We start from the raw sequence: 26,499 nt of genomic DNA on the forward strand, positions 1-26,499 counted from the left end.
CGCGCAAATTAATCCATTTCGTATACTCTTTTTTCATTAGAGAAGGAGACTACTTATGAAAATCACTGCATCGATTTTAAGTACATATGGCTTATTAATTTTGATCGGAGGGCTAATCGGTCACTGGAAAGCCTCTAGCACAGCTTCTCTTATTTCCGGATTATTGTGTGGATCTATATTGCTCCTGCTCTCTTATGCAATTGCTCGAGGTAAATTGCTAGCACAATACATAGCTTTGGTATTTATATTCACTTTAGATGCTTTTTTTACTCATCGATTTGCAAAAAGCTTGCATTTTTTCCCTGCAGGAATGATGAGTTTTTTAAGTTTAATCGTATTAATCGTTGTTGCTTTAAAAATTCGTAAAACAGTTAAAGCTCGCTAGGATTTACATTGATCATCCAAGGTAGCTTCTAATTGAATTGCTACAATAGATTCATCTCCTAGAATTTTTCTTGTTAAAAAAAATAATGTATTTATGATGATTTTTATACAGGAGTGTCATCATGCGTCATCCTTTTGAAAAAGAGGTCGAAAAGATTAGAAAAGCAGCATATCCTATTCATGGGATGATTCTTAATCGCTGGTCTCCTAGATCCATGACAGCAGAAGAAATTACAGATGAGGAACTATTTCCCTTGTTTGAAGCAGCTAGATGGGCTCCTTCTTCTTATAATAATCAACCCTGGCGCTTTTTATACGCTAAAAGAAACCACCCAGATTGGTCTTTATTTTTTGACTTGATGATTCCCTTTAATCAATCTTGGACAAAAAATGCCTCTGTATTGCTTTTAATTATTTCTGATAAGTATTTTAAACATAATCGTAAACCATGTCGCACACATAGTTTTGACACAGGTTCTGCTTGGATGTGCATGGCATTAGAAGGGGCTTGGCGAGGACTGGTTGTACATGGCATGGAAGGTTTTGACTATGAACAAGCTCAAGCATCCTTAAGCGTCCCAGATAACTATCAAGTAGAAGCGCTTGTTGCTATTGGAAAAAGAGCTCCTTTCACCCTACTTTCAGAAGAGTTGCAACAAAAAGAAAAACCTAGCGTAAGAAGGCCTATTTCAGAAATTGCACAAGAAGGTAAATTCTCCTAACAAAAATCGAGCAAGCTTACGACCTTTCTTGCTCGATAAATGAAAAAACAACCAGCAGCGCTTACTTACGACGAGCTGTAGCTCTTCTAGTAGTTCGACGAGCTGTTTTTCTAGCACCGGTTTTTCTAGTTGTTCTTTTAGCTGTTTTTCTAGCACCGGTTTTTCTAGTTGTTCTTTTAGCTGTTTTTCTAGCACCGGTTTTTTTAGTTGTTCGTTTTCTAACCATATATCCTCCAAATTTAGGTATTACGATTGTGAAACTAACTCATAACAATCTATTATACCCTATAATTATTAATATACATAAAGAAGAAATAAAATTAAAAAAAATTTAAAAATAGTTGACTTCAATTAGAAAATAAAAAAAAGAAAAACCTTTCAGAAGAGTTCTTAAAGTGGATTTTTTAAAATAAAAAAATTTTTGTTTAACTAATTTAATATTAAAAAATTCCATTAATTATAGAATTTTCTTATATTTTTAGTTTTCATTTAGAGAAAAGACTTCTATATTTTTAATTACATCTCCTTCTTCAAGAAGATCTAAAATATCCATTCCTTCAATGATTTGTCCAAAAACAGAATATTCTTGGTCCAAATTAGAAAGGTTTTCTAAGGTAATATAGAACTGAGAACCACTAGATAACTTCTCAGGATTTTGATAATTAGGAAGCCTAAGCCAAGCTAAAGCACCTTTTTGATGAGATTGCCCTATTTCTGCAGCAATTCTAAAATCGTGTCCATCAGGGTCACCTGCTTCTACAACATATTTAGGCACAATGCGATAAAAAGTTAAACCATTATAGAAACCGCTTTTTGCTAATTCTATAAAAAATCCCACGGAAAGAGGAGCCTCTTTATAATAAAGACGACAAGTTATATTTCCCTTAGAAGTATGAATAATAGTTCTCTCTTCTTTTGCTTCAAAAGCAGCTATTTCAGAAAATTCTTCATTCTTTTCTTGCGCCCTAATAATAGATATAGTACATAGAACCACGTATAAATATAGCAGAAGTTTACTCATTAATGCCTCTTGGTCAAAAAGATATGATTGTTGATATACTAAATGAACGAGTTTTTTATCAAACTAAAAACATTATAAAAGTTCAATAGATTATTATCATGTTTTATATCTTTTATTTTGAGACTGAAGAGTTTTTAAGATGAGTTGAGCTTTAAAATTCGCTCAACTCAAAAAGGGTTGTTAACAACCGCAGCCAGGTTTGTGATGTGGATTATGTGGCTTGCAAGGACCACTAGGATTTGGTTTCGGAGGACAATGAGGTTTATTTGGCTGATGATGATTTGGTTTATTATGCTCTTTCATGATTTCTCCATATGGGTTTAAGATGGCTATATTAAAAGCTACAATACAACCTAAAAATACAACCTAAAATGAAAAACATATTTGTTTTTCATAGCTCTTAACTATTAATTACCATTTTTTTATTAAAATGAAAACCCACTCTTACTATAAAAAAAATACAAACAAACATAACAATTTAATTATTAAAACATTGAGCAATAATAAAAACAAAATGATTTTATTTTTAACTATCTAGCTAATAATGCAAGTTATATATTGAAAAAAATTAAGGAGTCATAATGAAAAGCTCTTCTGATAAACCTAAACGAGTCTTAAGCGTATTTGTACTCGCAATGTTAAATGTATCTATTATGGCAAGCCTGCGTAATTTGCCCTTAGTTGCTGAATTTGGATTAAGTGCCATTTTCTTTTTCCTCATCGTTGCTCTTTTTTTTCTCATTCCTTGCGCTTTAATCTCCGCGGAATTAGCTACTGGTTGGCCAAAATCAGGAGGCATTTATATTTGGGTTAGAGAAGCTCTAGGGGATCGTTGGGGGTTTTTTGCTATTTGGATGCAGTGGATACATAATGTAGCTTGGTATCCTGTCATTTTATCTTTTGTAGCTGGTACTTTAGCCTATGTAGTCTCCCCTAGTCTCTCCCAAAATAAATTTTTTATCTTATCTGTAATTTTATTAGGATTTTGGGGAATGACCTTTTTTAATTATTTTGGAATTAAAACTTCAAGCTGGTTTAGTACTATTGGAGTAATTGCAGGAACTATTGCTCCAGGAGTATTGATCATTTCATTGGGTATAATCTGGATCCTAGGAAATCGCCCCGTGCAAATGGAATTAAGTTTGAATGCTTTAGTTCCAGAATTTAAAGGCATTAGCGACTTAGTTTTCTTAGCAGGGTTGTTTCTTGCATTTGCAGGCTTAGAGGTTTCTGCTGGCTATGCCTCTGATGTAAAAAATCCCAGAAAAAATTACCCCATAGCTATTGTATTAGCCGCCATTATCACTTTTAGCTTATTTATGTTAGGCTCTCTTGCTATTGGAGCTGTGATCCCCAAAACAAATATTAGCTTTGTTTCTGGTTTAATGGATGCGTGTGCGATCTTTTTTCAATATTATCAGTTGACTTGGATTCTACCTATTTTAGCTTTTCTATTAGTGATTGGAGCTATAGCTGAGGTTAACTCTTGGTTAATTGGACCTGTTAAAGGTTTATATACCACATCTATACACGGAAATTTACCTCCTTTTTTTCAAAAGGTAAATAAACGCAATGTTCCTACTCGACTATTATTATTTCAGGCAATTATTGTTTCTGTAGCAGGATTTATTTTTTTATATATGCCCAACGTAAGTGGCGCTTTTTGGATTCTTACTGCCTTAAGTGCTCAAAGCTATTTAATCATGTATATTTTGATGTTTCTCTCAGCTATCATTCTTCGCTATTCCAAGCCACATGTTCCTAGAGCTTATAAAGTTCCTTTTAAAAATAAAGGAATTTGGTTATTTAGCTCTTTAGGAATTCTGACTTCTTTATTCATAATTATTCTAGCATTTGTTCCACCTGCCCAATTAAATACCGGAAACCCTTGGATTTATTGTACTTTCTTATTAAGTGGTCTTGTATTTATGTGTGGAATACCTTTTTTGATTCATGCACGTCGTAGGCCCAATTGGATACAAAAAAAACATTAAAAAAACAGCTCTGTATCCGAATATGTAAGCTTTTATCTATAATAGGTAAAAATATAGAGAAAATATGATAACTCCTCTTGCAGAGCGTTTACGCCCTACTCAATTAGATGATATTGCAGGTCAAGAGCACCTTTTGTCAAAAAATGGATTAATAAAAACATCCCTTTTGCAAAAAAAACCACTTTCTTTACTGCTTTGGGGGCCTCCTGGCTCAGGAAAAACCACCCTAGCCCTTGCTTATTCCAAAGCATTTGATGCGCGTTTTATTCCTATGAGCGCTGTTTCCCATGCAACATCTGATATAAAAAATATCATTCAAGACATCCAAACACTTCCACTTTTGCAAAAGCGGATAACCATTCTTTTTGTAGATGAAATCCATAGATGGAACAAAGCCCAGCAGGACTTATTCCTTCCTTACTTAGAATCTGGCTTATTTATACTTATTGGGGCAACTACAGAAAATCCTTCTTTTGCTTTAAATAATGCTCTTTTATCTCGATTTAGAGTATTGCAGCTTCATTCTTTGAGTTCTTCTTCTTTACATAAGATTATTAATAGGTATGAAGAAAAATATACAAAACTTTTGCTCTGCCCAAAAGCTAAGGAAATGCTAATTACAGCAGCTCAAGGAGATGGACGCCACTTAATTAACCTGATTGAAAATCTAGAACCGCTTCTTATAAAAAAGCAACTGATTGAGGAACAAGATCTTCTTTTATTATTACAAAAAAAATCTCCCTTGTATGATAGACAATCAGATCAACACTATCAATTAATTTCTGCCCTGCACAAATCCATTCGAGGCTCTGATCCCGATGCAGCTCTCTATTGGCTTGCTCGCATGCTAAATGCAGGAGAAGATCCGCAATTTTTAGCTCGTCGATTCATTCGTATGGCTGTAGAAGACATAGGTCTTGCTGATCCACAAGCACTAGGCCTTGCTCTTCACGCTTGGGAAGCATTTGCACAACTCGGAGCCCCAGAAGCAGAGCTTGCTTTAGCTCAAGCTGCTGTTTATTTAGCGCTAAGCCCTAAAAGCAATGCACTTTATATCGCATTTAACCAAGCCAAAGAACAAGCTAAAACAACCTCTCATCTCCCACCACCTGCTTTTCTTATCAATTCTGTTACAAAACTCGACTCTGAATTAGGACATGGAAAAGGCTATCAATATGATCATGACCTGCCATTTGCTTTTTCAGGGCAAAATTATTTTCCACAGGAGTTGATAAGATGCAAGTTTTACCACCCTAAGCCTTATGGCTTTGAAAGAGAGATGCAAAAACGAGTAAGCTATTTTGAACAACTTCGAAAAAAAAACCTTCCCTCTTAGAAACCATTTACTTATCTTCATAAGTAGAATGAAAAAGGGAAGGTCAAGAGAGCTTGTTTTCTCAGGCTGGGTGGATAATAAGTAGTGAATGACACTTAACTTATGGTCTTTGCCATCTAGCCGATGACCTGTTAACCCGAGAATCTTGGTTGAAAAAGTTCTTATTTTCAGAACATAGATACCAAGCAAGCCCTCTTTATAAATAAAAATATTAATCATCTTTGTTAATTTAAATTTAACAATATTTCTATTAATTTAAAAGGATTGATTATAGTTTTTATATAAAGATAAAAACTATGGTATTGACTATTTCCGATTTAAGAATACTTCAATTTCACCCCAAGGCGTAGGAACGGTAAACTGTTTAATTACCTTAAACCCTTTATAGTAATCTTTTAAAGGATAACTTAATGTAATGATCTTGACTTTTTTAGGTAAGGATATACATAGCTGCGTAATTATACTATCCGACAAACATGTTCCATAAAGATAAATACACGTAGCTTGATTAAAAACTACATGTTGAATATCATTACATATAAATGTTAAGCGTTCTATATTAAGAATTTCTACAATCTTTTGTGCGTTTGAGATAAAAAAAGGAATAAAGTCCACCGCAGTAACGCTGCAGAGCAGCATGCTTCGCAGAAAAAAAGCAGCTCTACCTCTACCACAACCTAGTTCAAATACATGGTCATGAGGCGCTATTTCACATTCTTTAGCAATAAGTACAAGTGATGTTAAAGGGATCTCTCCATAAACATCTATTTCCTTTTCTCCTTTTTTTCTTAAAAATTCCTTTGAAATAGTAAAAGGATTGTGGAAGCGGTAAACTTTTTTAAGAGCAAGGTCGCACTTCTGAAATAAATCGCAGCTATAAAATCGCTGAAGCACTCTTTTTTCTTCCTGAAAAAAATAGATCTTTGAGCGTAGATAAACCATAAGAAGGTTAAAAATTGATCGCATATCCAGGAGGCACGGTGAGAAAAAAAGAAGGGTCTATTTGATATTTTTTTAAACTCACGTATAAATCATAAGGTGGACGATTCATTGGTTCATCAGATAGACAAAACGTTTTCCAATGCATTCCGATACTCAATTTAGAACCAACTTCTCGATGAATCATTACAGCCTCCTCAGGATTAATATGAACAGATCTCATAAAGGAACGAGGAGAATAGGACCCAATTGGAATCAAAGAGAGATCTATAGGAGAAAAGCGTTCTCCAATTCTTTTAAAATCAACCGGGTTATATCCCGTGTCTCCTACAAAGTACACTTTTTTAACCAACTGATCTTTTTCATAGAATTCCAAAACCCAACCTACCCATAGAGTCTCATTTAAAGACCAATGTTTCCTACCAGAAAAATGCTGCGTAGGCACAGCAGTAATTTTTACTCGTTTAGAATTCATATTTGGGAAACCAAGCACTCTTTCTTGCCACCACTGACATTGATACACCGGAAAAATTTCTTGGATATCAAACCAAGGTTTTACCTCTTGGGGAACCATCCAAGTAGCTTGTGGAAAACGCTTAGCTAAAGCCAATACTGTAGGTTTATCTAAATGATCATAGTGATCATGACTAATGAGAATTAAGTGAATTATTGGAAGCTGATTAAAAGAAATACCGGGAGGATGGTGACGTTTAGGCCCTAGAAAAGATAAAGGAGAACAACGTTTACTCCAAATAGGATCGGTTAAAATCCGCAGGCCATCTACTTCCATGAGAAAAGTGCTATGATTAACCCAGATCGCAAAAGGATTGCTAAAGCTGGCTTGTTTTTGAAAAATAGGATAATTAAAGAATACGCAACTCTCTAATTTTTCATCATCGTAATATCCTAATTTCCATAATAATATGTCTTTCAGATCACGACGAATGCTTTTTTCATGAGGATTAGTGAAGCCTTTTTGCTTATACATCAATGGATAAGGAATAAGAGGTTGTGTCGGTTAGTTGCTTATCTCCAAAGAATTGCATAGGTCCTGGGTATAGATAATGATCATCTAACCTCCAGGCGTTTCTATGTTGTTTATAAAAACTAAAAGATTTAGAGCAAAGATCAACCAGAGCTTTTTTAATCACCGGTTTTTCTTTGCCTTTGCGCCATTCTAAATTCATCAAAGAAGTGAGCGGAACTCCTAAAGCCTGCCAGTCTGTAGGATTTTTTGTTAATCCTGTTATACAACACATATATCCTGTTGCTTTATGAGTAATTAATAAAGCCGCCGTATATCCTAAGGAATAACAATAATTACAATCAAAATTAGATGGGAATCCAGATCTTCCTTCATAACCTAAAAAATGATGTAAAGCAGAAAACTTACCTGCATACTTGCGTCTTTTTAACTCTTGGGTAACTGTTTCTATCAATAACTTTTCTGTCTCAATAAAAGAGACTTGCACATTCCCATGAGGGTCTCTGTTTAAAAGAAGTTGCTGCTGGATTCTCTTTGGTAAAGAAATAAAAGACTTTTGAGAATCTTCAGTTAATCTTCCAACAATCTCTTTATTATCTATAGAATCTGCTAATAAATGATTTAACTCTTGAATCAAAACACTGATTTCTGGAATGAACTCTATTAGTCCTTCCGGAATGAGGATCACTCCAAAATTTTTTCCTATTTCTGCACGTTCACAGATTAAATCTGCTATTTGATTCGTAATTTGTTGCAAAGTTTTTTTACTTTCTGCAATTTCTTCTGCAATTAATACCATATTTGGATGTGTACTTAGGCCGCATTCCAAAGCAATATGCGAAGCAGAACGTCCCATTAGTTTAATAAAGTGATAGTATTTTTTAGCTGATAAACAATCCTTGGCAATATTACCAATAGCCTCCGAAAAAATCTTACAGGCTGTATCAAACCCAAAAGAAGTAGCAACATAGGTATTTTTTAAGTCTCCATCAATTGTTTTTGGAACCCCAATAACCATTGTTTGAGAGTTTTTACTCATAAAATATTCTGATAAAATAGCAGCATTGGTATTTGAATCATCTCCTCCAACGATAACTAGACCATCTAACTGCATAAGTTCAACTGTATTTAAAGCAGAGGCTAAATGCTCAAAGGTTTCTAACTTAGTCCTTCCCGATCCGATTAAATCAAATCCTCCCTGGTTACGATAGGATTGAACTAGCTCTTTGGTCAATTCCTTATACTTACCTTTTATAATCCCTTCAGGGCCTTCTAAAAAACCAAACAGCCTTGATTCTGGGTTGAGTAAAACCAAAGCGTCCAAAAGACCTGTGATGACATTATGCCCGCCTGCAGCCTGTCCACCGGAGAATACAACTCCTACCCTCATTAAACGATTCTTGCTATTGCTCTTGTTTTTTTGAATTTTTAAAACAGGCTGACCAAATGTTAAAGGAAAAAGTGCACGAATCTCTTCATTTTCCAAAAAAATGTTTTCGTTTTTTACCCACTCAACGTTATCTATTTGTTGTAATACGCTAGGCAATATAGGAAGATATTTTTCACGGGCTTTACGCAAAGAATTTTCAGCTAACATAGGGATTGCTCTTTGATTGCTCTTTTGCTTTTTTTTGCTTAAGTATGAGCTTAAAAAGGTTAAAATAACAACCATTTAAAAATCAGTTGACGAAAAGAGCTTACTTTCTCTAAATTACTTCTTTGCCCAGATGGTGGAATGGCAGACACGCCAGATTTAGGTTCTGGTGCCTCGCGGCATGTAGGTTCGAGTCCTATTCTGGGCAAATTATTGAACGTATTAAGCATCATAAAAAATGCATAGAACACAATCATAATCATTTAGATCAACTAGTTGCTTTAGACGCCGCGTAAACTTACCGAAAAAACCTAAGAACCTCAAGCTACGAGGTTCTTATAACATACATGTTCTTGAAAAGTCTTCTATCTTAGCCTTTGAATCTCCGCTGTATTTCTGTCATATTCTGCTTTTTTTAAAAAATACTCTTTTGCAAATTGTGTTTTTTGCTGCATTTCGTGGCAAGTAGCAACCTTACCGAGTACATCTGACATATCTTGCTGTAAATTAATATTCTTATCTTCTAGCGCACTGATGCGGCGTAAACGTGATTCGTTATCAGAATAAATGCTTAACACTTCTCCAGCATTACGAGCAATCATGCACATAGATTGTTCTATTTCAGCCGATAGTTTAAGGCTATCTGCTACCTGAAACAGCTCTTGTTTTTGGATTGTAACTTGACGTTGTAGTTGATCATTAGCATCTTGCAGTTCTCTAATTCTTTGTAAATCTTCATTACGCAGCGTTATTCGTTCTTTACCAACATAAAATTCAAAGCGATTGTTCAAATCCTGCTTAGAACTAACGGTTTGAGCCTTATCTATTTTTACTTCAGTAATAGAAGCAATGACAGGAGTGCTTACTTTTGTTTTAAGCTCTTTATTTGGAGTATCTTGACCATTTAATTGCTTATTTAACTTAGAACTGCCTAGTTGTTTGGTTTTTGAAGTGGGTTGGCCACCTAATTGCTTAGTTGACATGTGACACCTTCCTATATTAAGACATGTTTACTATAAATTGTTTACGGAAAGCTTTTATATGGGTCTCTAGCTTAAGCTCCGCTAATTTAATAATAGATTTATAGTTTTAATTTGTCAATTAACTAGCTTGTATAAATTAATATAGTTTTTATTGCAAAAAACAACTGTTTAAAATAAAAAAAATAAAAAAACAGAACTTTTTCATTTGCGTCAAAAGAACAATTTGCTAGTTTGACAAATTACTCTCTTAGAACAAAATATGAGAAATAATTTTCCTAAATCATCGAAATATGGGTACTTTATGCCAAAAAAATACATGCAACTGCTCTTATCCATTAATTTTTGCTTAACAGCAATAGCTGCTGCTACAGACTCAGATGGTGATAAAGATATAAACTTTATTATTGCTCCTGATAATATAGAAGCTAAATTGAATGATCAATTTGATTATATTTGGCATTGTTTAAAAGTAATAAATGCAACCTACCCATCTGAACTATTGCGCAAACTTATGTCTCAACACCAATCGGGTATTAAATACCCTATCCAAGATGGTAAAAGCGACCTTAGACAAAAAGATTTAGATAAACGCATTCTTTCTCTTCATACCCATTTGGAAGCATTTTCAGATAAATTTACAAAAGACATAACCGAAAATAGCAACTTTATGCTACATAAAGATACATTAGATAATCAACTCAAAGATACATTAGATAATCAATTCACCGAAATCTTTAATAGCTTGCAAGAAATCCACAATCTTTATCAGTCTAAGGAATTTTTATCTAATGAAGAAAAAATGCTATCAAGAGATCGATTAGAAGAACTCCTGGTTTTTTTACAAAATTTTCTTACAGAAGATTCCACAAAACCTTTAGATGGTTTCTTTTTAGCCAGCTTAGATGAAGAAACTCCCCACCTTCTCACTAAGAGAAATGCAGAGTTTAACTCCAATGAGCCTTCACCAAGAATCTTCAAATTAAGCAATAAATTCGATAAGATTTGGCATCATTTGGGAAAAATAAATAAAATCTATCCATCTGAATTATTGCAAAGGCTTATATCTCAACATCAAAAAAGTAAAAAACACCCTATCCAACATAGTGTAAGTGAAATTAGCCAAAAAGATTTAGAGGAGAGTATTCTTTTTCTTCGTGAGCGTTTGCTCACATGCTTAATAGATCAAACCACAAAAAACCCCATAGAAGGACTTAATAAAAACAGCCTATCTATATTAAGTAAGCAACTCGCTGAGATTTGTAGTATTTTAGATAAAATCTATAACTTCTGTCATTCTAAAACACACTTATCAAATGAAGAAAAAGCTTTTTTAAGTAATCAATTAGGAGAAATTCTAGTTTTTTCACAAAACTTTCCTACCCCGATTGTGGATAAAGAAACTTCTCATCTTGCTAAAAGAGAAACTGACTCATCCTCTTTCGTAAATAAATCATCAATAAGAATGGAATTAGAAGATCAATTTTATCAAACTTGGGTTTGCCTAGGTAAGATAAACGCAATCTACCAATCTAAACTGTTACAAGAACTTATATCCCATCCTAAAGATCAAGAATTTTCATATGATGAAAGCTTAGAAGAAATTAGCAAGGAAATTTTGGATGATCAATTCATCCAACTTTTCATCCAACTTCAAAAAGCTTTAAAAAAGCAGAACGAACAACTTTATCAGATTAAACACCATTTGAAAACCGTTTATAAGATTTATGATTTAGAAAAAGAATCTTTATCCCAAGAAGAAAAAGCTTTCTTACAAGATCAATTAGGGAAACTTCTCTATTTTTTCCATAATTTTATAACAGAAACCTCTCTTCAAGATAGAAACGTTGAAAGAGCTGAACTAAGCTCTCTAGATGAAATTCAAGGGTTATTAAACAACTGTGAAGAAGAAGATTTTTTGATTTACCCGCAATATGAATACATTATTAATAGCCAAGAAGCAAATGTCTCTGATCTTTTAAAAAGTTCTCAAACTAAAAACAACATCCAAAATAATTTCCTTTATTTTAATAAATCCGAAGGGTTAATTGAACTACGACATATACAGCTATTAAATGATGATAAATATCAAGACTCCTATACAACAACATGGAGCATCCGGCCAGCTGATGTTAACCTCATAAAAGATTGGAAAAAAGGAGATCCTATCTCTATAGATAAGACAAGCTTTTTTTCAGTACTCACCATGCGTGGAGAAAGCCTTCAATATACTCTTAATAACAATAAAAAATCTGTGCGGGCCAATTTCGTTTGCAAGAGTTCTAATCAAAATACATATGCTATACTATCGATAGATTATCTTGAAAAAGTGGTGGTCCTTGAAAACGGTCCCTGTTTATTTGTGAAAGATGGAGATTTGAAAGAATGGCATGCTAAAGACACTGTAGTTCTACAAAAATACGGATCTGCTACTGATACAAATAACTCACATGAATTAATTAATAAAACAAGAGGAAATGAGAGAGTTTGGATTTTATTAAAAAATAAATTATAAATTGTAAAATCTCAAAGCCTTGTTTCTTTTGAAAGAAACAAGGCTTTTTCTTATACATGTGGCAGAAAAAGACAGATAGATTCCATTTCTTGAGGGGTTAAGCCTCCATGAGCTGCAAAAAAATGTTGTTCAAAGCGGTTTTTTTCGAACCACCAAACAGCCTCACCATAATAAGGTAGAATGACTAGATTCGCTATTCTTTGTTGGAATCTTTCTGAAGCTATGTCAAAAAATCCATCCTTCATCATTTTTTTTGTCAAAACAACATCAGCTATACCTTTTAACTTTTTTTCTAAAAAACTTGCGATTTCTAACAATTTCTCCTCTTGAACATGTAAAAATAAATCTCTACAAGAACCAGCAGGAGCTAATATCCGACCTTGACTATCTTTTTTCATAGCTGGTAGAATGGAAGGAGCAAAATGATTCAAATAAAGAGTTTTGTTAGGATCTACAGGGCTCATTCCATGATCTGCTGTAAATAAAGCAGCAATGCGTTTTTTTGACTTGCGAAGAGGCGTCCAAAAGTGATTTTCAATGAGTTTCCAACAATTTATTACAGCATTAGAGAAAAAATCAGATGCAATGCCATGTCGATGTCCCATTGAGTCAATATCAGCGAAATAAACAAAATAATAAAAAGGAGTTTGCTTGGGATTACAACATAATTCTACTAGTGAATCTAAAGCCGAAGAAAATGTTGTATAAGGAACCATTGTTGCTGCTTCGCATAAAGCTTTAGAATAAGAAGAATGAGCAATCTTATCGCTTTGGAATACATAGCTTGCAATATTGTGAATAAGCAATTTTTGATACCATGTCTTAAAGGGAAAAATCTGTTTGGGATCGTACTTTGGGAGTAACCGATCAGATGATTTGTCTCCTGCATAAGAAAAAAGCAAGGGAGTAATGATTTTTTCTATAAGAGGCTCGTAATAAAACCATTCATAAATTCCTGTTTCTCCTACATTTAGGCTGGTGTGTATTGCGGTTACGTGAGCCGCTGTTGTAGATGGGAATTGAGAAGAGATTTTAGAAACCACGCCTTCCTCTACAGTTCGTTTTAGAAAAGGGCAAGAGGATACATATTTTTCAAAAAATTCCCATCCAAAACCGTCAATAAAAAAAAGAACTACACCATCATAGTCTCCATAACTGTTAGCTATTGCAGATTGTGGTAGACCACCTTTAGACTGTTTAGTTAGCAAATTCATAATGGTTTGAGGAAGCTGGGAAAATGCATAACCCTGATAAAGTGGCTTCTTAAAATAAGAAGTGTATTGAGCAAGTTTCAATGCATCCAAAGACTCTTGATTAATCAAAGAAAATCTCCTAATAACTATACTTTATTCTATTTTTTAGATAATATATATTCCTTTTAATATAAGAAATCTGATTATGAAAAAAAATTTTTCTCCAAAACGTTGTATTAGCGTGTTTGCTTTAGCCATGATTAACTTAGCTGCTATTGGGAGTGTAAAAAACTGGCCCATCACAGCAGAATATGGTTTTGCATCTATTTTTTATCTTTTGTTAGCAGCCTTGGTCTTTTTTTTACCTTTATCGCTTGTGTCAGCAGAACTTGCTACTGGTTGGCCTCAAGCAGGAGGAGTATTTGTATGGGTAAAAGAAGCATTTGGTGCAAAAATAGGATTTTTAGCTATCTGGCTTCAATGGATTGAAAATGTGATCTGGTATCCTACTATTCTCTCCTTTATCGCAGCTACATTAGCTTACCTTTTTAAACCAGAATTAGCTGGTAATACCATGTATACTTTAGCTGTAGTTCTTATTTCCTTCTGGTCTGCTACCTTATTAAATTTAATGGGCATGCAAGCCTCGAGTTTAATTAGCACTATTAGCGTAATGCTTGGATCTTTCATTCCTGGGATCCTTATTATCGGCCTTGGTCTTTTCTGGTTTTTTCAGGGAAATCCTCTAGAAATTATTTTAGATCCACAACATTTAATTCCAAATACCACCTCTGTTGATAGCATGGTATTTTTTACAGGAGTCATTCTCTCTTTTTGTGGAATGGAGATGTCTGCAGCTCATGCTAGAGATGTAAAAAACCCTCAAAGAAATTATCCAAGAGCAATCCTACTCTCCGTAGTTATCATTTTGAGCATGTCAGTTTCAGGTGTATTATCCATTGCAAGCGTTGTTCCACAAAAAGAAATAAGTTTAGTTGCGGGCTCTATGCAGGCTTTTGTGTATTTTTTTGATAGATATCATTTAAACTGGCTTATACCCTATATTGCAGCGCTTGTTGCCCTTGGAGCTTTTGGATCCATGAGCACTTGGATTGTAGGCCCAACTAAAGGCTTGTTAGCTGCAGCAAAATCAGGCGATTTACCCCCTATGTTTCGCTTAGTGAATCGAAAAGCGATTCCTATTAACTTGCTCATTTTACAAGCTATTATTGTCACCTTGTTATCACTTGTATTTGTCTGTATGCCCAGTGTAAGCAGTGCCTTTTGGATTTTGACTGTGATCGTAGCCCAGTTATATCTAATCATGTACATTTTGTTGTTTGCCTCTGCTATCAAATTGCGCTACACAAAACCTCATATCGAACGCTCTTATGTAGTACCTGGGGGAAAATTAGGCATTTGGTTCATTTCAGGATTAGGAATCTTAAGCTCTTGTTTTGCTATAGCAATTGGCTTTGTTCCTCCTTCTCAAATAGAAATCGGTAGTTTTTTATTTTACGAAGGTTTTTTAATTGTAGGTGTATTAGCCGGTTGCCTTGCTCCTTCTTTAATACTTTTTTTTCAAAAACCACATTGGAAACACCTTTTACCTCATGAAAAAGAATAAGCAAGATACTTCGTGGGAGTCTTCTTCTGCTTGGTATGATAAGTTAGTTAGTGTTGAAGGACATTACTATCATCGAGAAATCATTATTCCTGGGATTTTGGCTTTGCTAGAACAATATCCAGATCCTGATGCATTTCTATTAGATCTTGCTTGTGGGCAAGGAGTATTAGCTCGTCATTTGCCCAAACAAATGAAATATATTGGGGTCGATGCCTCTCCTTCTTTGATTCAATCCGCTCAAAAAAATGCATCCCGTAATCATCGATTTTTTGTGCATGATTTTACCCATACCCTGCCCAATCCAAAAATGCTCTGCAGCCATGCATGTTGTATACTCGCATTGCAAAACATATCTCCTATTGTTCCCTTACTTCAAAGCGCCTGGGAGCATATTAAAAAAAATGCTCCACTAATTTTAGTTCTCAATCATCCTAGTTTTCGCATTCCTAGACAATCGAGTTGGGGTGTAGATCTAGCAAAAAAACTACAATATCGCCGAATGGACTGTTATATGACACCTTTGAAAATCCCTATCCAAACACACCCTAGCCTTAAAAATCAATCAGAAACAACTTGGTCATTTCATTGTCCACTATCTACTTATAGTGCTCTTTTAAAAGATGCTGGCTTTGTGATTGATCTCATTCAAGAATGGTGCTCGAACAAGAAAAGTCAAGGAAAAATGGCTAGTATGGAAAACCGCTCACGCAAAGAATTCCCTCTCTTTATGACCCTTGTTGCGCGCAAGATTTAAAAGTTCATCTCTTGACGTTTTCTCTCTCTTTCTTTTTTTTCTTTTTTACGTCTTTGTCTGCGGTCATCCGCTTCCTGATAACGTCTTTTTTCCAAAGCATTTTCTGGAATCACTTGTGGAACTTCTACAGGGCTTCCTGTGTCATCTAGCGCTACAAAAGTAAAATAGGCAGATAAAATGTGCTTACTATGTCCTGTAGTATAGTGTTCAGCTATTACTTTTACGCCAATTTCCATAGAGGTTTTCCAACTGCGATTAATCGCTGCTTTGAAGACCAAAATATCCCCTCTACGAGCTGGCCCTAAAAAATGCATAGAATCAACCGATGCTGTTACACAAGTGCGCTCACTATGCCTTTCTGCTACTACTGAAGCAATACGATCTAAAATAGACATCACTAACCCACCAAATACAGTATCATTGGAATTAAGATCATTGGGAAACACTTTATAGGTTTGATCATTAATAGCAGACTCAGAAACCTTTTTAGGAACAAAAGACATGAAAACCTCCTTTACTTATGCTTAGTATATCGAATCCGCTTTTAGAAAGTACTCTAATCTGCTAACCTTAAGTTTAAAAACAAAAAAGAGAGTGATTATGTGTGGTATATTTGCATACATTGGTCCGCGTAATCCTGCAAAAACCTGCTTAAAAGGGTTAAAGCAACTCGAATACCGTGGATATGATTCTGCAGGGGTTGCTGGAGTGGAAAAAGGGATGTTAATCACCTACAAAGCAGTAGGTAAACTAAGCGCTTTAGAACATGTAATTGAGCGCTGTCAAAATCATCAATTGCATCTTGCTATTGCTCATACTCGTTGGGCTACTCATGGTAAACCAACAGAAGAAAACGCTCACCCTCACTTCGACCAAATCCAGTCCTTAGCTGTGGTGCATAACGGCATCATTGAAAACCACTTTGCACTTCGCTCTATGCTACAAGAAAAAGGCAGGCACTTTTACTCAGACACAGATACAGAGGTGATAGCACAGCTTATCTCTCATTTTTATCAAAATGATCTACTTTCTGCAGTAAAAAATGCTATTTCTTTGCTTAAAGGATCTTGGGCTCTTGCTATCATCCACAAAGATCATCCAGATCAAATCATTGTAGCTGCCTATCAGAACTCCATTGCTATTGGTTGTAATTTAACTCATAAAGAGGTTTTTATATCCTCAGATACAAATGCTTTTTGTGAAACAGACCTAGAAGTAATGTTCTTACACAGCAAGGAGATAGCGTGTATTTCTTCTCAAAAAATCCAAGTATTCGATAATACACATGCACAAATCAATAAGCCAACAAAGCATTTTGAAATAGAAAAAACACTCGTTTCTAAAAATGGCTACCCTCATTTCATGCTCAAAGAAATCTTCGAACAGCCTAAAGTAATTCAATACGCCTTTCATAATCGACTTTTACGTGCGCAAGGTTCTGTTTTTTTTGAAGAGCTTCTCTTTACATCAGAAGAATTAATAAAAGTACGTCAAATTTTAATCATTGCTTGTGGCTCTTCTTGGCATGCAGGATTGCTTGCTGCTGCTTTTTTCCAAGAACAAGCACGAATCCCTACTCAAGCCCATATTGCTTCAGAGTTTCGCTATAGTCATCCCATTCTCTCTAAAGAAACCTTAGTAATTGCAATCAGCCAATCAGGAGAAACTCTAGATACCCTAGCAGCTGTTAGAGAAGTGAAAAAAATGAGTGCAAAGGTTTTAGGAATTTGCAATGTAGCCCATTCCTCCCTAGCAAGAGAAGCAGACTCAACGTTATTTTTAAAGGCAGGAACAGAAATTAGTGTCTGCTCGACAAAAGCCTTTACCAATCAACTAATTGTTCTTTTTTTATTTAGTCTTCAGATGGCAAGACTGCGACAAATGGATCTAAAAACAGGTCAGTATTGGATCAATGAAATAGAGGCTATTCCTAAACATATAGAAACCATCTTGCAACAAAAAGAAACGATCTCTTACTTTGCTAAACAATACGCCCATCTACAACATTTCTTCTTTTTAGGGCGTAGTTATATGTATCCCACTAGCCTAGAAGCTGCTTTGAAACTTAAAGAAATTAGCTATATCAATGCACAGGCCTATCCAGCAGGTGAGATGAAACACGGACCCATTGCCCTTGTTGACCACTCCTTAGCTGTTATTGCTTTATGCGGCAACACACATACTATGGAAAAAATGTTGGGTAATTTAATAGAAATTCAAGCTCGAAATGCACCCATTTTAGCATTTGCACCTCAAAGCTGTTTAGATGTTTCTTTGATTACCAATCAGGTGATCTGGCTCCCCTCCTCTCCAGATGCCCTCTCTTGTATTCCCTACTCAGTAGCTACCCAACTTTTTGCCTATTCTATAGCGCTGGAAAAAGGCACTGATATCGATCAGCCACGTAATCTAGCTAAATCGGTAACTGTGGAATAGATGAATTATTCATCTTTCAATCTGTAAAAGCAAATATAGCTTTGTTTTGCAGCTTCTAATACTTGATTTTTGTTACAAAGAGAAACACGCCCATCATTACACTTTATCCATTGATCTTGAACTTTCCGATATGCCATATAATGACCATCATTTAGAGAATTTCCTAAATGAACAATAAAGGAGCTCAGCTCATAAGATCCAAAGGGAGAATTTTTAATATTAAGTAGTTTTGCATCTAGTTTTTCAGGAATTTCAATAGGGTTAGTAAGCTTAGTCCGGTCTGCTTTGAATCGTGCAAAATTAATGTATAAATCCTTTGGTAGTGTATCAAATTTTATTTCTTCTTTAACTAAAGATACCTCAGTATAAACCCCATCTACCAGATATCGACGTGTTTCCGAGCCTATACCTATCTGCTCATCACAAAAATATTTCTCTAGAAGTGAATTTAAAGTGAATTTTTTTTGTTTCGAATCAAAGCCAATTTTAATACCATAATTAATTTTCTCTTTTCTATATGTATTATCTGGATTTAAAGATGAACAGTCTTTATGTGGTATTTCATTAAGAACTCTCTTAGGTCGATAGAGTGTCACGTTTTCGAATTTATAGTTTATTGAAGAGACATTTATTAAATTTTGCTTCTTAAGAATATCATCATTTTTTGCAAAAAGAATTGTTAAAATCTCACTTGCGTCTTCTTGGATACAATGCTTTGAACTGATTTCCTTAGGACTTAAATAATGCATTGCAAGGCGCAGTTTATTAGACACTTCTTCTGAAATAGGTTCTTGTTCTTCAATTGCTTGATCATAAAAATCTAGAATAGAAAGCATCCAATTTCCGCATTCTTGATCCTCTGCTTTTGTGCTTTTAGCATAATGGCTAGCAACTGTAGTATAAATATTGAGTAATGCTGGCTCATTTATGATCATTTGCAAACAAGAATTAAAGCTACAATTATTCGATTTATTTTCAAAACCTACTGGTTTATTGTAAAAAGTTACTTGTTTTAAATAGTCGTTCACCCTTTCTGTTTTGATTTCTTCTAGTGACATTTTAATAGATGAAGAATTTAGATTTTCTAAATTCCCTTCAGATAACAAAGAACTAGTTAATATGTGTTTTGGAATTTTTATTTTTTTAAGAACTGCAAAAATCTTGAAATTTTGAGATTCTGTTAAACTAAAATTTGCTACCTTCCTCACAACTCCATCTGTATCTTTAGCTTTACAAATACAGCCCTCTTTTAGATCGATAGAAGTGGTTATTTCAATATTTTTATGCGGAAATTTGATCTGTTCTTGAAGGATTTTTTGCAAATCAACACCTTTTGCCTGCTCTAAATAGCTCTGGCTAATCTCTTCCCAGTCTGATCCTGGCTTTTTGTGATAAACCGTAAGGTGGTAGGACTTTCCGTTTAAGTTGACAATAGAACTCAACTTATCTGTGGAATTAAAAGAAGACCGTGCTGTATAGAAAGATTCCACAGAGCTCATAGGATGTGTTGTAGCCATAAGTATTACTTTAATTATATTAATTACTATATTATAAAACAAACTGAATAAAATTTCAATTAATTTTGATTTAAATTAATACTGAAAAATTAAATAATAAACGACTTATAATTAAGATTTAATAAACTAACATTAATCTAGTCTTAATCATTACTAAGATCTCTTTGTCTTAGTTGGTAAGATGAGCAAAGTTTTTGAAGATCTTGTAAAGAAAAAGGTGAGTTTTGCTTTAAGAATTAATTTATATTTCAGAGCAAAATGGTTTAACGAAGTTTTTATGATGTAAAAATATGGTCCTTCTGCAAACGAACCACTCTAATTAAAGACTTCTCAAGACCAGTATTTTGTTTATAGGATGTCTTTTTTTAGAGAGATTTTTAGCCTCTTATAGTCATAAAATACCGCTAGTACACTCAAAATCTTCCGCTATTTATCGAAGATATGCATCTGGATGCTCTTGAATAAAAAATTGCAACTCTTGATTATCGATTAGGGTTGCTGATTATAAAAACGCATTTTTCCTAATCAACTCATCAAGAGATCAAAGGAACTGGCTTATAGCCTCTTACATTAGAAAGAGAAATAGAGATCTCTTGTTGTTTTATACCAAGTGTAAAAATAAAAAAGGGAAAGAATACTTAGGATCGGGATATGGTCTGTTATAATTTCCACGCCCCGATGGATAGGAAACTAATTCTTGTTGTATGTTCTGAGTAGTAGCAATAACATCAAGAGAAGCATTAATAATCTGTCCACAAGGAACAAAAGCTTCAAGTGCACCTCGTCCTATTTGAGTGATCCCTGTGAACAAACATTCGTCATACCAATGACCTACAATAAAACCCTCCATTGCATCTCTTTCGCCCACAGCCAAGGTAGCTGTACACATGAGCAATCCTGTTCTGCAAAGTCAGTTTTCCAATGTAGGTAACGCGATTTAAGATCTTACTCTGCAAAGCGTTTTTTCTACTATTGAATAACTATTAGTAGTCTCTTTTCTTTGAGCTAGATTAAGACGATAAGATATTCCAGATAGAATAGATAATAGATGATCAATCTGGGCTTGATATGAGTTTTTGATATTTTGTAAAAAAACAGTACTGGAAACTTGCTCTGTTTGAATGAGGCTATTGCTTAATGCATTTGCGGAAGAAGTTATACAACTAGTCATAACACTATTATTTTATAGATAAATTATAGAATAAATCAAATAATATTCCATTCATCAATGATTATATGAATTTTTAAGTATCATAAAAATAAACTGCTATTTTTTTTAAAATCAAAGAATTGTCAAAAAATGAATAAGCGCTTACATTGCATTTTAAGATGCTTATCAAGGGATGTTATGAATTATCGTACAAAGCTCTATTTTGCTTTTGTAATCACTTCTATAGCTTGTTTAATTTTTGGTTTTGGTATTCTTTTGATAGAGCTTGAATACAGTGCATTTTCCAGAGAACAAAATAAGGCACTAACCGTTGCTACAACTACTGCTGCATTACTAGATGTAAATCAAGTCAAAGCTCTTATTGCAAATCCTACTCAAAATAACCCTGCATATGACCATTTTCGTTTGCAATTAAAAGCGGTTCGAGATGCTAATCGAGGAGATATTGTTTATATTAAATATCTCTATCTAATCACAGCTAATCCTAAAGACCCTCATTCTGCTTTTTTTTTAGCTGATGCTGAGGAAGATCCTGCATTCCAAGCCATTATTAAACAACCTTTTCACACAGAACACAAAAGCTCTTTATTTCATTTTTCTAAACACCATGTAAAAACGACTATTCGAGAAAATGAAGGAAACTGGATTATAGCTTTTGCTCCTATAGTTGATAAGGAAGGCAATTATATCGCATCTATAGGAGCAAACATCCCCACTGAACTTCTTTTCAAAGACCTTATGCGCTTTATCCCTTATATATGTATTAGCTTTATCTTAGCTGTTGTTCTAGCTCTTGTCATAGCATCCTTCTTTGCAAAACGAGTTACCTTGGCCTTAGATAATCTTATTGGATGCGTTAAACAAATTGAGAAAGGTAACCTTGCTTGCAGAACCTGTTTAAAAACACATGATGAATTTGAAGAACTCAGCGATGCCATCAATCGAATGACAAAAGGCCTACAAGAAAGAGAACGCTTAAAGATGAATTTTTCAAGATATGTATCAGACCATGTCCTGCAAAAGATTTTATCTTCTAATAAACTCACTAAGCTAGAGGGAGAAAGAAGAAAAATCACTGTGCTTTTTTCTGATATTCGCCAATTTACCCACCTATCAGAGAGTTTGCCTCCTGAGCAGGTTGTAGCCTTGCTCAATGAATATTTTAAGATTATGTTGGATATTATTTTTGAACATAAAGGCACTTTGGATAAGTTTATTGGAGATGGCCTAATGGTAGAGTTTGGAGCTCCTTTAGACGATGAATTTCAAGAAAAGAATGCTGTTACAGCGGCTATTGCTATGCAAAAAGCACTCGAAAAACTCAATACAACATGGAAACAGCCAACTATTCAAATAGGAATCGGCATTCATACAGGCTTTGCTGTTGTAGGCAATGTGGGCTCTGAAAAACGAATGGACTATACAGCAATTGGGGATACCGTAAATATCGCTTCTAGATTAGAACAAATGACAAAATCTACTAAAAGATCCATTTTAATTAGTGAAAACACCTACCAAACTGTAAAAGAAGAATTTCCTGCAGAAAGCCTAGGTCCTATTACACTGCCTGGCAGACAAGAGCCCATTAGAGTCTATGCAATAGAAAAAAGCTAATACTATGCGAAAAATATGTTATGGAACACTTCTAGCTTTGATTATTTTTTTGCTTTTTCTACCTAATTTCTTATCTACCCAATTAGGAACACAACTATTTATTTCCTTTTTAGGGAAAAAAATCCAACTAACCAAGCTTCATTTAAGCTGGTTTGGTAGACAAAAAATCCTACAACTTGAAGTCATCAAACAGAACCAGACTTGGTTTAGCAGTCCTGAGGTTACCATAGATAGCTCGCTTATTTCCCTTTTGTTATTTCATAAACTTAAAATAGAAGTTAAGGAACCTAAACTGCTCTGGGAAGAAAAATCACAGGCTTTTTCTGCTTCTCTTCAGAGTCATACAAAATCAAAGAGTTCTTTTAACTTCTTTAAGTCTATTCAAACCTTACGAATAACAAACGGCTCTTTTAAGGTTGTTCCCTTAGATTATCCTACTATGCAATTTGATCATATCGATCTTAAATGGAGCAGACAGCAGGATTTAGGTCATTTAATTCTACTAGCTAACAGCCTGCAAAATCAAAACAAAGGTTCTATTCGCCTGCAAGGCAGTTTTCCTATTTCTAAAAAAACTCACCCCTTACCCTTGACTCTTACAGCGACTTGCATAAATCTATCTACTGAATTTTTAAACCTTTTTACTCAAGGTTTCCCTATAAGATCTTTAATAGGCGATGTATTTGATCTTAAATTAGATATAAAAGAACAGCTTTACACTTTTGACCTATCAAGTCCTTTAGTAAAAACACAAGGCTTAGTTCATTGGAATAAAAAGAAAGAGCAATTAATAGCCTCTTCTATTCCTATATCTTTTACCCTTACCCAAGGTAATTATGCTTTTATTAGATCTCTAACAAAGCTACCTGCACTAACTCTTGCAGAGCCGAGTGTATTTCATGGCATGATTCACCAATTATCCTTAAATACAAAAGCTAAAGGATTTTTTCCTACATTTAACAAGTCTTCTCTAGTTTTTCATGCTGAACTAGCAAATGACAAATTACTCTTAACTTCTTCATCTGAAGTTTCTCTGATCTCCTCCTTGCAAGTTCAAATAAAGGCTTCAAAAGAGCATATTTCTTCTCAAACACAAGCTATTATTTCTGCTAAAAAACAAGGATCGTTTTTTTCAGATATATCCTGGGAGAAACAAACAGAGGCCTTATATGCAGAGATAAGAGCCTCAGAGTTCCCTTCTTATTTGCTCGAAGGAATATTCCCTCAAATATCCTTGCAAAAGTTATGTGGACCTAGCATAGAACTCACTCTAAATGCAAAACTACTGGCTAGAAATGGCTCTCTATCTGTTGAAATAATCTCCCCTTACTCTTCTTTTTCTTTACAAGGACAGCTACAAAAAGAAACCATTACATTAGACAAACCCCTCTATTGTCAACTAAGCAAAGAAGCAGGAGCTTATGCGTTAAAAGAAATTTCTCCCAGTTTGCAACCTAAAAATCCTATTTCTATCAAGATTGCAGCTGGAGAAACCCTTTCTTTCTCCTATCCATTTCTCTCTATGCAGTGGGTTATTCCTACTTTAGAATTAGAAATGGGAAAAGTACTTTGTCATAAGCAAATTTTTACTTCTTCCTTGTTTAATTTACTAAAAATACACCAATTTGACACAGCTGCTATATTCAATCTTTGGATAGCACCCATTACAATGCACATAGATAAATCTCTGATTACAGTAGAAAGAGTAGAACTACTATTAGCTGATCTATACGAAATAGCTATTTGGGGAAAAATTAAAGATCACTTGCTTAAAATGAAAGTTGGTCTACCTGCTTCTACCTTAACTAAAGCCTTTCAGATCCCTAATCTTCCTGATGATTACGTTTTAGCTCTTACATTAGAAGGTAATATAGAAAACCCTGAAATCAATTTAAAAAAAGCTGCTGCTAAAATTGCAGCATTATTTATTTGTCAACAGAATAAAAACCCATTGAGTATCCTTTTTTCATCATGTAAATCTTTGCAGAAAACTTCAATCCCTCCAGCAAAACACCCTTTTCCTTGGGAACAGAGAACTGCATTTGCAAAAAATAAAAATAGCAAAAGGTTTAAACAGGATGATAAACCATTAGAACAACTATTAAAAGTGATGCGTTAAGAAGTTAAATAAGCTTCATGTGAGTAAAGTAAATAAACAACTAAAAAGATACCTATAGAAAAGACGAACAATGCAAGCAGAGCGTTTAGCCAAGTTGAAGACTGATAAACGTCATTATTAATCTGCCTCTCTGTTTTTTTAAACTTAAAAAACGCAAAGATGCAAAGCATAGCTCCAAAACTTACCAAAGATATACCGAATAGAGAAGAATATCCTCGCAGGGTTAAATGTGAAGGTCTTTGTTCCTCTAAAAAAGATGCTATTTGTTGCGTGAAAAAAGAAAACCTTCCCACAACAAACCCAAATGCCATTATTCCAAGATTGGTTCTAATCCATGCTAGGAAAGTTCTCTCATTAGCTAAATGATCCGCGCGATTGAAGATCTTTGCAGGTTTTTCAGAATGTTTTTCTATCATATTTTTCTTCTTTATAAAGAAGGAATATGTTTGCTGCAACTTAAACAAGGCTTTATTTTAAATAAGCCTTGTTTTGATTGGGCTTTTTAAGCGATTGTAACCTCTTTACAGAGGTATACATCTTGGATCGCATGAAGAATTTGCACGCCTTCTTTAAGAGGCCTTTGAAAAGCTTTTCTCCCAGAAATCAACCCCATGCCGCCAGCTCTTTTATTAATAACAGCGGTTTCTACAGCTTGACTTAAGTCATTTGCTCCTTCTGAAGGCCCACCTGAATTAATTAAACCCACTCGACCCATATAACTATTTGCTACTTGATAGCGGCATAGATCGATCATGTGATCAGAGCATAGTTCTGTATACATTTTTTCTGTTTGCTTACCAAATTTTAGCGCTTTAAAACCACCATTGTTTATGGGTAATTTTTGTTTTACAATATCCGCTCCAATTGTAGCTCCTAAATGATTTGCTTGACCGGTTAAATCAGCTGCTTCATGATAATCCTTATCAGCTGTTTTAAAAGCAGGATTGCGTAAATAGCACCATAAAACAGTTGCCATGCCTAAATCATGAGCGAGTGCAAAAGCTTGAGATACTTCTTGTATTTGCATGCGGCATTCCGGTGAACCAAAATAGATCGTTGCTCCTACAGCAACACAACCCATATCATAGGCCTGTTCTACATTTGCAAACATGGTTTGTTCAAATTTATTAGGGTAACTTAATAGCTCATTATGGTTTAATTTCAGCATAAATGGAATTTTGTGCGCATAACGACGCGCAACCATACCTAGCACTCCTAAAGTAGAAGCAACAGCGTTGCACCCCCCTTCAATAGCTAATTTTACAATATTTTCAGGATCAAAATAATCGGGATTTGTAGCAAAAGAAGCTCCAGCTGTATGTTCTATCCCTTGATCTACCGGCAAAATGGAGAGGTAGCCTGTTCCTCCTAGGCGTCCTGCTTGAAACATCGTATTTAAACTATTTAATACGCGATTATTACGATCAGACTGGGAAAAAATGCGATCGACAAAGTCAGAACCTGGTAAGTGCAAACGCTCCTTAGGAATCTTGCAAGTATGACCTAGTAAATCTTTAGCTTTTTTACCTAATAGCTTTTCAATATGAACAAGCGGCATAGAAGAACCTCTAGATTTTAAAATTTTTAAAAAAGACAAC

The 26,499-nt window shown here is 34.6% G+C and carries 24 protein-coding genes and 1 tRNA gene; 11 read left to right on the forward strand and 14 right to left on the reverse strand.

Annotated elements, in window-relative coordinates; translation table 11 throughout:
• Positions 1 to 55: 55 nt before the first annotated feature.
• Together RHAB15C_RS03650 and RHAB15C_RS03655 are read left to right on the forward strand one after the other, a co-directional pair.
• Positions 56 to 385 (forward strand): TMEM14 family protein, encoded by a 330-nt coding sequence (locus RHAB15C_RS03650; protein WP_194844686.1) that lies wholly within the window; start codon positions 56 to 58, stop codon positions 383 to 385.
• A 121-nt stretch (positions 386 to 506) separates the two neighbouring features.
• Positions 507 to 1,106, forward strand: a complete 600-nt coding sequence (locus tag RHAB15C_RS03655; protein WP_194844685.1) for a nitroreductase family protein — start codon at positions 507 to 509, stop codon at positions 1,104 to 1,106.
• A 61-nt stretch (positions 1,107 to 1,167) separates the two neighbouring features.
• Here RHAB15C_RS03655 and RHAB15C_RS03660 read toward each other — a convergent pair whose 3' ends face one another.
• The 3 genes from RHAB15C_RS03660 to RHAB15C_RS07340 all read right to left on the reverse strand — a co-directional run bounded on the left by RHAB15C_RS03660 (position 1,168) and on the right by RHAB15C_RS07340 (position 2,430).
• Positions 1,168 to 1,332, reverse strand: coding sequence for a hypothetical protein (locus RHAB15C_RS03660; RefSeq protein WP_194844684.1), 165 nt, complete (start codon positions 1,330 to 1,332; stop codon positions 1,168 to 1,170).
• A 252-nt stretch (positions 1,333 to 1,584) separates the two neighbouring features.
• Entirely contained in the window at positions 1,585 to 2,127 is a 543-nt protein-coding gene (locus tag RHAB15C_RS03665) for a peptidylprolyl isomerase (protein WP_194844683.1), read from the reverse strand.
• Positions 2,128 to 2,307: 180 nt separating this feature from the next.
• Positions 2,308 to 2,430 (reverse strand): hypothetical protein, encoded by a 123-nt coding sequence (locus RHAB15C_RS07340; protein ID WP_281422336.1) that lies wholly within the window; start codon positions 2,428 to 2,430, stop codon positions 2,308 to 2,310.
• Between the two features lie 278 nt (positions 2,431 to 2,708).
• Between RHAB15C_RS07340 and RHAB15C_RS03670 the strand changes: the two genes are divergently transcribed.
• Together RHAB15C_RS03670 and RHAB15C_RS03675 are read left to right on the forward strand one after the other, a co-directional pair.
• Positions 2,709 to 4,121 (forward strand): amino acid permease, encoded by a 1,413-nt coding sequence (locus RHAB15C_RS03670; RefSeq protein ID WP_194844682.1) that lies wholly within the window; start codon positions 2,709 to 2,711, stop codon positions 4,119 to 4,121.
• A 64-nt stretch (positions 4,122 to 4,185) separates the two neighbouring features.
• Complete coding sequence (locus tag RHAB15C_RS03675) at positions 4,186 to 5,457, forward strand: replication-associated recombination protein A (protein WP_194844681.1); 1,272 nt, start codon at positions 4,186 to 4,188, stop codon at positions 5,455 to 5,457.
• A gap of 306 nt (positions 5,458 to 5,763) precedes the next feature.
• Here RHAB15C_RS03675 and RHAB15C_RS03680 read toward each other — a convergent pair whose 3' ends face one another.
• The 3 genes from RHAB15C_RS03680 to RHAB15C_RS03690 are packed head-to-tail and all read right to left on the reverse strand — an operon-like array spanning position 5,764 to position 8,978.
• The gene (locus RHAB15C_RS03680; RefSeq protein WP_194844680.1) at positions 5,764 to 6,351 is read right to left on the reverse strand and encodes a class I SAM-dependent methyltransferase; all 588 of its coding nucleotides are present in this window, start codon (positions 6,349 to 6,351) and stop codon (positions 5,764 to 5,766) included.
• 55 nt (positions 6,352 to 6,406) lie between these two features.
• A complete protein-coding gene (locus tag RHAB15C_RS03685; RefSeq protein ID WP_194844679.1) occupies positions 6,407 to 7,384 on the reverse strand; it encodes an MBL fold metallo-hydrolase in 978 nt (325 codons plus the stop codon).
• Positions 7,377 to 8,978, reverse strand: coding sequence for a diphosphate--fructose-6-phosphate 1-phosphotransferase (locus tag RHAB15C_RS03690; protein ID WP_194844678.1), 1,602 nt, complete (start codon positions 8,976 to 8,978; stop codon positions 7,377 to 7,379). Before RHAB15C_RS03690 ends, RHAB15C_RS03685 begins: the two co-directional genes overlap by 8 nt.
• Positions 8,979 to 9,102: 124 nt before the next feature.
• Between RHAB15C_RS03690 and RHAB15C_RS03695 the strand changes: the two genes are divergently transcribed.
• Positions 9,103 to 9,183, forward strand: a tRNA-Leu gene (locus tag RHAB15C_RS03695).
• Positions 9,184 to 9,340: 157 nt separating this feature from the next.
• Here RHAB15C_RS03695 and RHAB15C_RS03700 read toward each other — a convergent pair.
• Complete coding sequence (locus RHAB15C_RS03700; protein ID WP_194844677.1) at positions 9,341 to 9,958, reverse strand: hypothetical protein; 618 nt, start codon at positions 9,956 to 9,958, stop codon at positions 9,341 to 9,343.
• 301 nt (positions 9,959 to 10,259) lie between these two features.
• Between RHAB15C_RS03700 and RHAB15C_RS03705 the strand changes: the two genes are divergently transcribed.
• Positions 10,260 to 12,470, forward strand: coding sequence for a hypothetical protein (locus RHAB15C_RS03705; RefSeq protein ID WP_194844676.1), 2,211 nt, complete (start codon positions 10,260 to 10,262; stop codon positions 12,468 to 12,470).
• A gap of 50 nt (positions 12,471 to 12,520) precedes the next feature.
• On the opposite strand, the gene RHAB15C_RS03710 is transcribed toward RHAB15C_RS03705, so the two are convergent.
• The gene (locus tag RHAB15C_RS03710; protein ID WP_194844675.1) at positions 12,521 to 13,792 is read right to left on the reverse strand and encodes an alkaline phosphatase family protein; all 1,272 of its coding nucleotides are present in this window, start codon (positions 13,790 to 13,792) and stop codon (positions 12,521 to 12,523) included.
• A gap of 76 nt (positions 13,793 to 13,868) precedes the next feature.
• On the opposite strand from RHAB15C_RS03710, the gene RHAB15C_RS03715 reads away from it, so the two are divergent.
• Together RHAB15C_RS03715 and RHAB15C_RS03720 are read left to right on the forward strand one after the other, a co-directional pair.
• The gene (locus RHAB15C_RS03715; protein ID WP_194844674.1) at positions 13,869 to 15,290 is read left to right on the forward strand and encodes an amino acid permease; all 1,422 of its coding nucleotides are present in this window, start codon (positions 13,869 to 13,871) and stop codon (positions 15,288 to 15,290) included.
• Positions 15,277 to 16,044 (forward strand): class I SAM-dependent methyltransferase, encoded by a 768-nt coding sequence (locus RHAB15C_RS03720; RefSeq protein WP_194844673.1) that lies wholly within the window; start codon positions 15,277 to 15,279, stop codon positions 16,042 to 16,044. Before RHAB15C_RS03715 ends, RHAB15C_RS03720 begins: the two co-directional genes overlap by 14 nt.
• On the opposite strand, the gene RHAB15C_RS03725 is transcribed toward RHAB15C_RS03720, so the two are convergent.
• Positions 16,041 to 16,547 carry an acyl-CoA thioesterase gene (locus RHAB15C_RS03725; protein ID WP_194844672.1) on the reverse strand — a complete coding sequence of 169 codons (507 nt, stop codon included), beginning with the start codon at positions 16,545 to 16,547 and terminating at the stop codon, positions 16,041 to 16,043. The genes RHAB15C_RS03720 and RHAB15C_RS03725 overlap by 4 nt on opposite strands.
• A 97-nt stretch (positions 16,548 to 16,644) precedes the next feature.
• On the opposite strand from RHAB15C_RS03725, the gene glmS reads away from it, so the two are divergent.
• Entirely contained in the window at positions 16,645 to 18,480 is a 1,836-nt protein-coding gene (glmS, locus tag RHAB15C_RS03730) for a glutamine--fructose-6-phosphate transaminase (isomerizing) (protein WP_194844671.1), read from the forward strand.
• Between the two features lie 5 nt (positions 18,481 to 18,485).
• Here the strand turns inward: glmS and RHAB15C_RS03735 are convergent, their stop codons facing one another.
• The 3 genes from RHAB15C_RS03735 to RHAB15C_RS03745 all read right to left on the reverse strand — a co-directional run bounded on the left by RHAB15C_RS03735 (position 18,486) and on the right by RHAB15C_RS03745 (position 21,168).
• Entirely contained in the window at positions 18,486 to 19,997 is a 1,512-nt protein-coding gene (locus tag RHAB15C_RS03735) for a ubiquitin carboxyl-terminal hydrolase family protein (protein ID WP_194844670.1), read from the reverse strand.
• A gap of 601 nt (positions 19,998 to 20,598) precedes the next feature.
• On the reverse strand, positions 20,599 to 20,886 hold the full coding sequence (locus RHAB15C_RS03740) for a hypothetical protein (protein ID WP_194844669.1): 288 nt from the start codon (positions 20,884 to 20,886) through the stop codon (positions 20,599 to 20,601).
• Between the two features lie 48 nt (positions 20,887 to 20,934).
• The gene (locus tag RHAB15C_RS03745; protein ID WP_194844668.1) at positions 20,935 to 21,168 is read right to left on the reverse strand and encodes a hypothetical protein; all 234 of its coding nucleotides are present in this window, start codon (positions 21,166 to 21,168) and stop codon (positions 20,935 to 20,937) included.
• Between the two features lie 177 nt (positions 21,169 to 21,345).
• Here RHAB15C_RS03745 and RHAB15C_RS03750 point away from each other — a divergent pair, with 177 nt between their 5' ends.
• Positions 21,346 to 22,782: an adenylate/guanylate cyclase domain-containing protein gene (locus RHAB15C_RS03750; RefSeq protein WP_194844667.1), complete on the forward strand. Its 1,437-nt coding sequence runs from the start codon at positions 21,346 to 21,348 to the stop codon at positions 22,780 to 22,782.
• Positions 22,783 to 22,786: 4 nt separating this feature from the next.
• Positions 22,787 to 24,901 (forward strand): hypothetical protein, encoded by a 2,115-nt coding sequence (locus tag RHAB15C_RS03755; RefSeq protein ID WP_194844666.1) that lies wholly within the window; start codon positions 22,787 to 22,789, stop codon positions 24,899 to 24,901.
• Here the strand turns inward: RHAB15C_RS03755 and RHAB15C_RS03760 are convergent.
• Positions 24,898 to 25,317 (reverse strand): YidH family protein, encoded by a 420-nt coding sequence (locus tag RHAB15C_RS03760; RefSeq protein ID WP_194844665.1) that lies wholly within the window; start codon positions 25,315 to 25,317, stop codon positions 24,898 to 24,900. The two genes, RHAB15C_RS03755 and RHAB15C_RS03760, sit on opposite strands and share 4 nt — an antisense overlap.
• A gap of 86 nt (positions 25,318 to 25,403) precedes the next feature.
• On the reverse strand, positions 25,404 to 26,459 hold the full coding sequence (locus RHAB15C_RS03765) for a class I fructose-bisphosphate aldolase (RefSeq protein WP_194844664.1): 1,056 nt from the start codon (positions 26,457 to 26,459) through the stop codon (positions 25,404 to 25,406).
• Positions 26,460 to 26,499 lie beyond the last annotated feature (40 nt).

It is taken from the genome of Candidatus Rhabdochlamydia porcellionis (genome assembly GCF_015356815.2).
Classification (GTDB): Bacteria; Chlamydiota; Chlamydiia; order Chlamydiales; family Rhabdochlamydiaceae; genus Rhabdochlamydia; species Rhabdochlamydia porcellionis.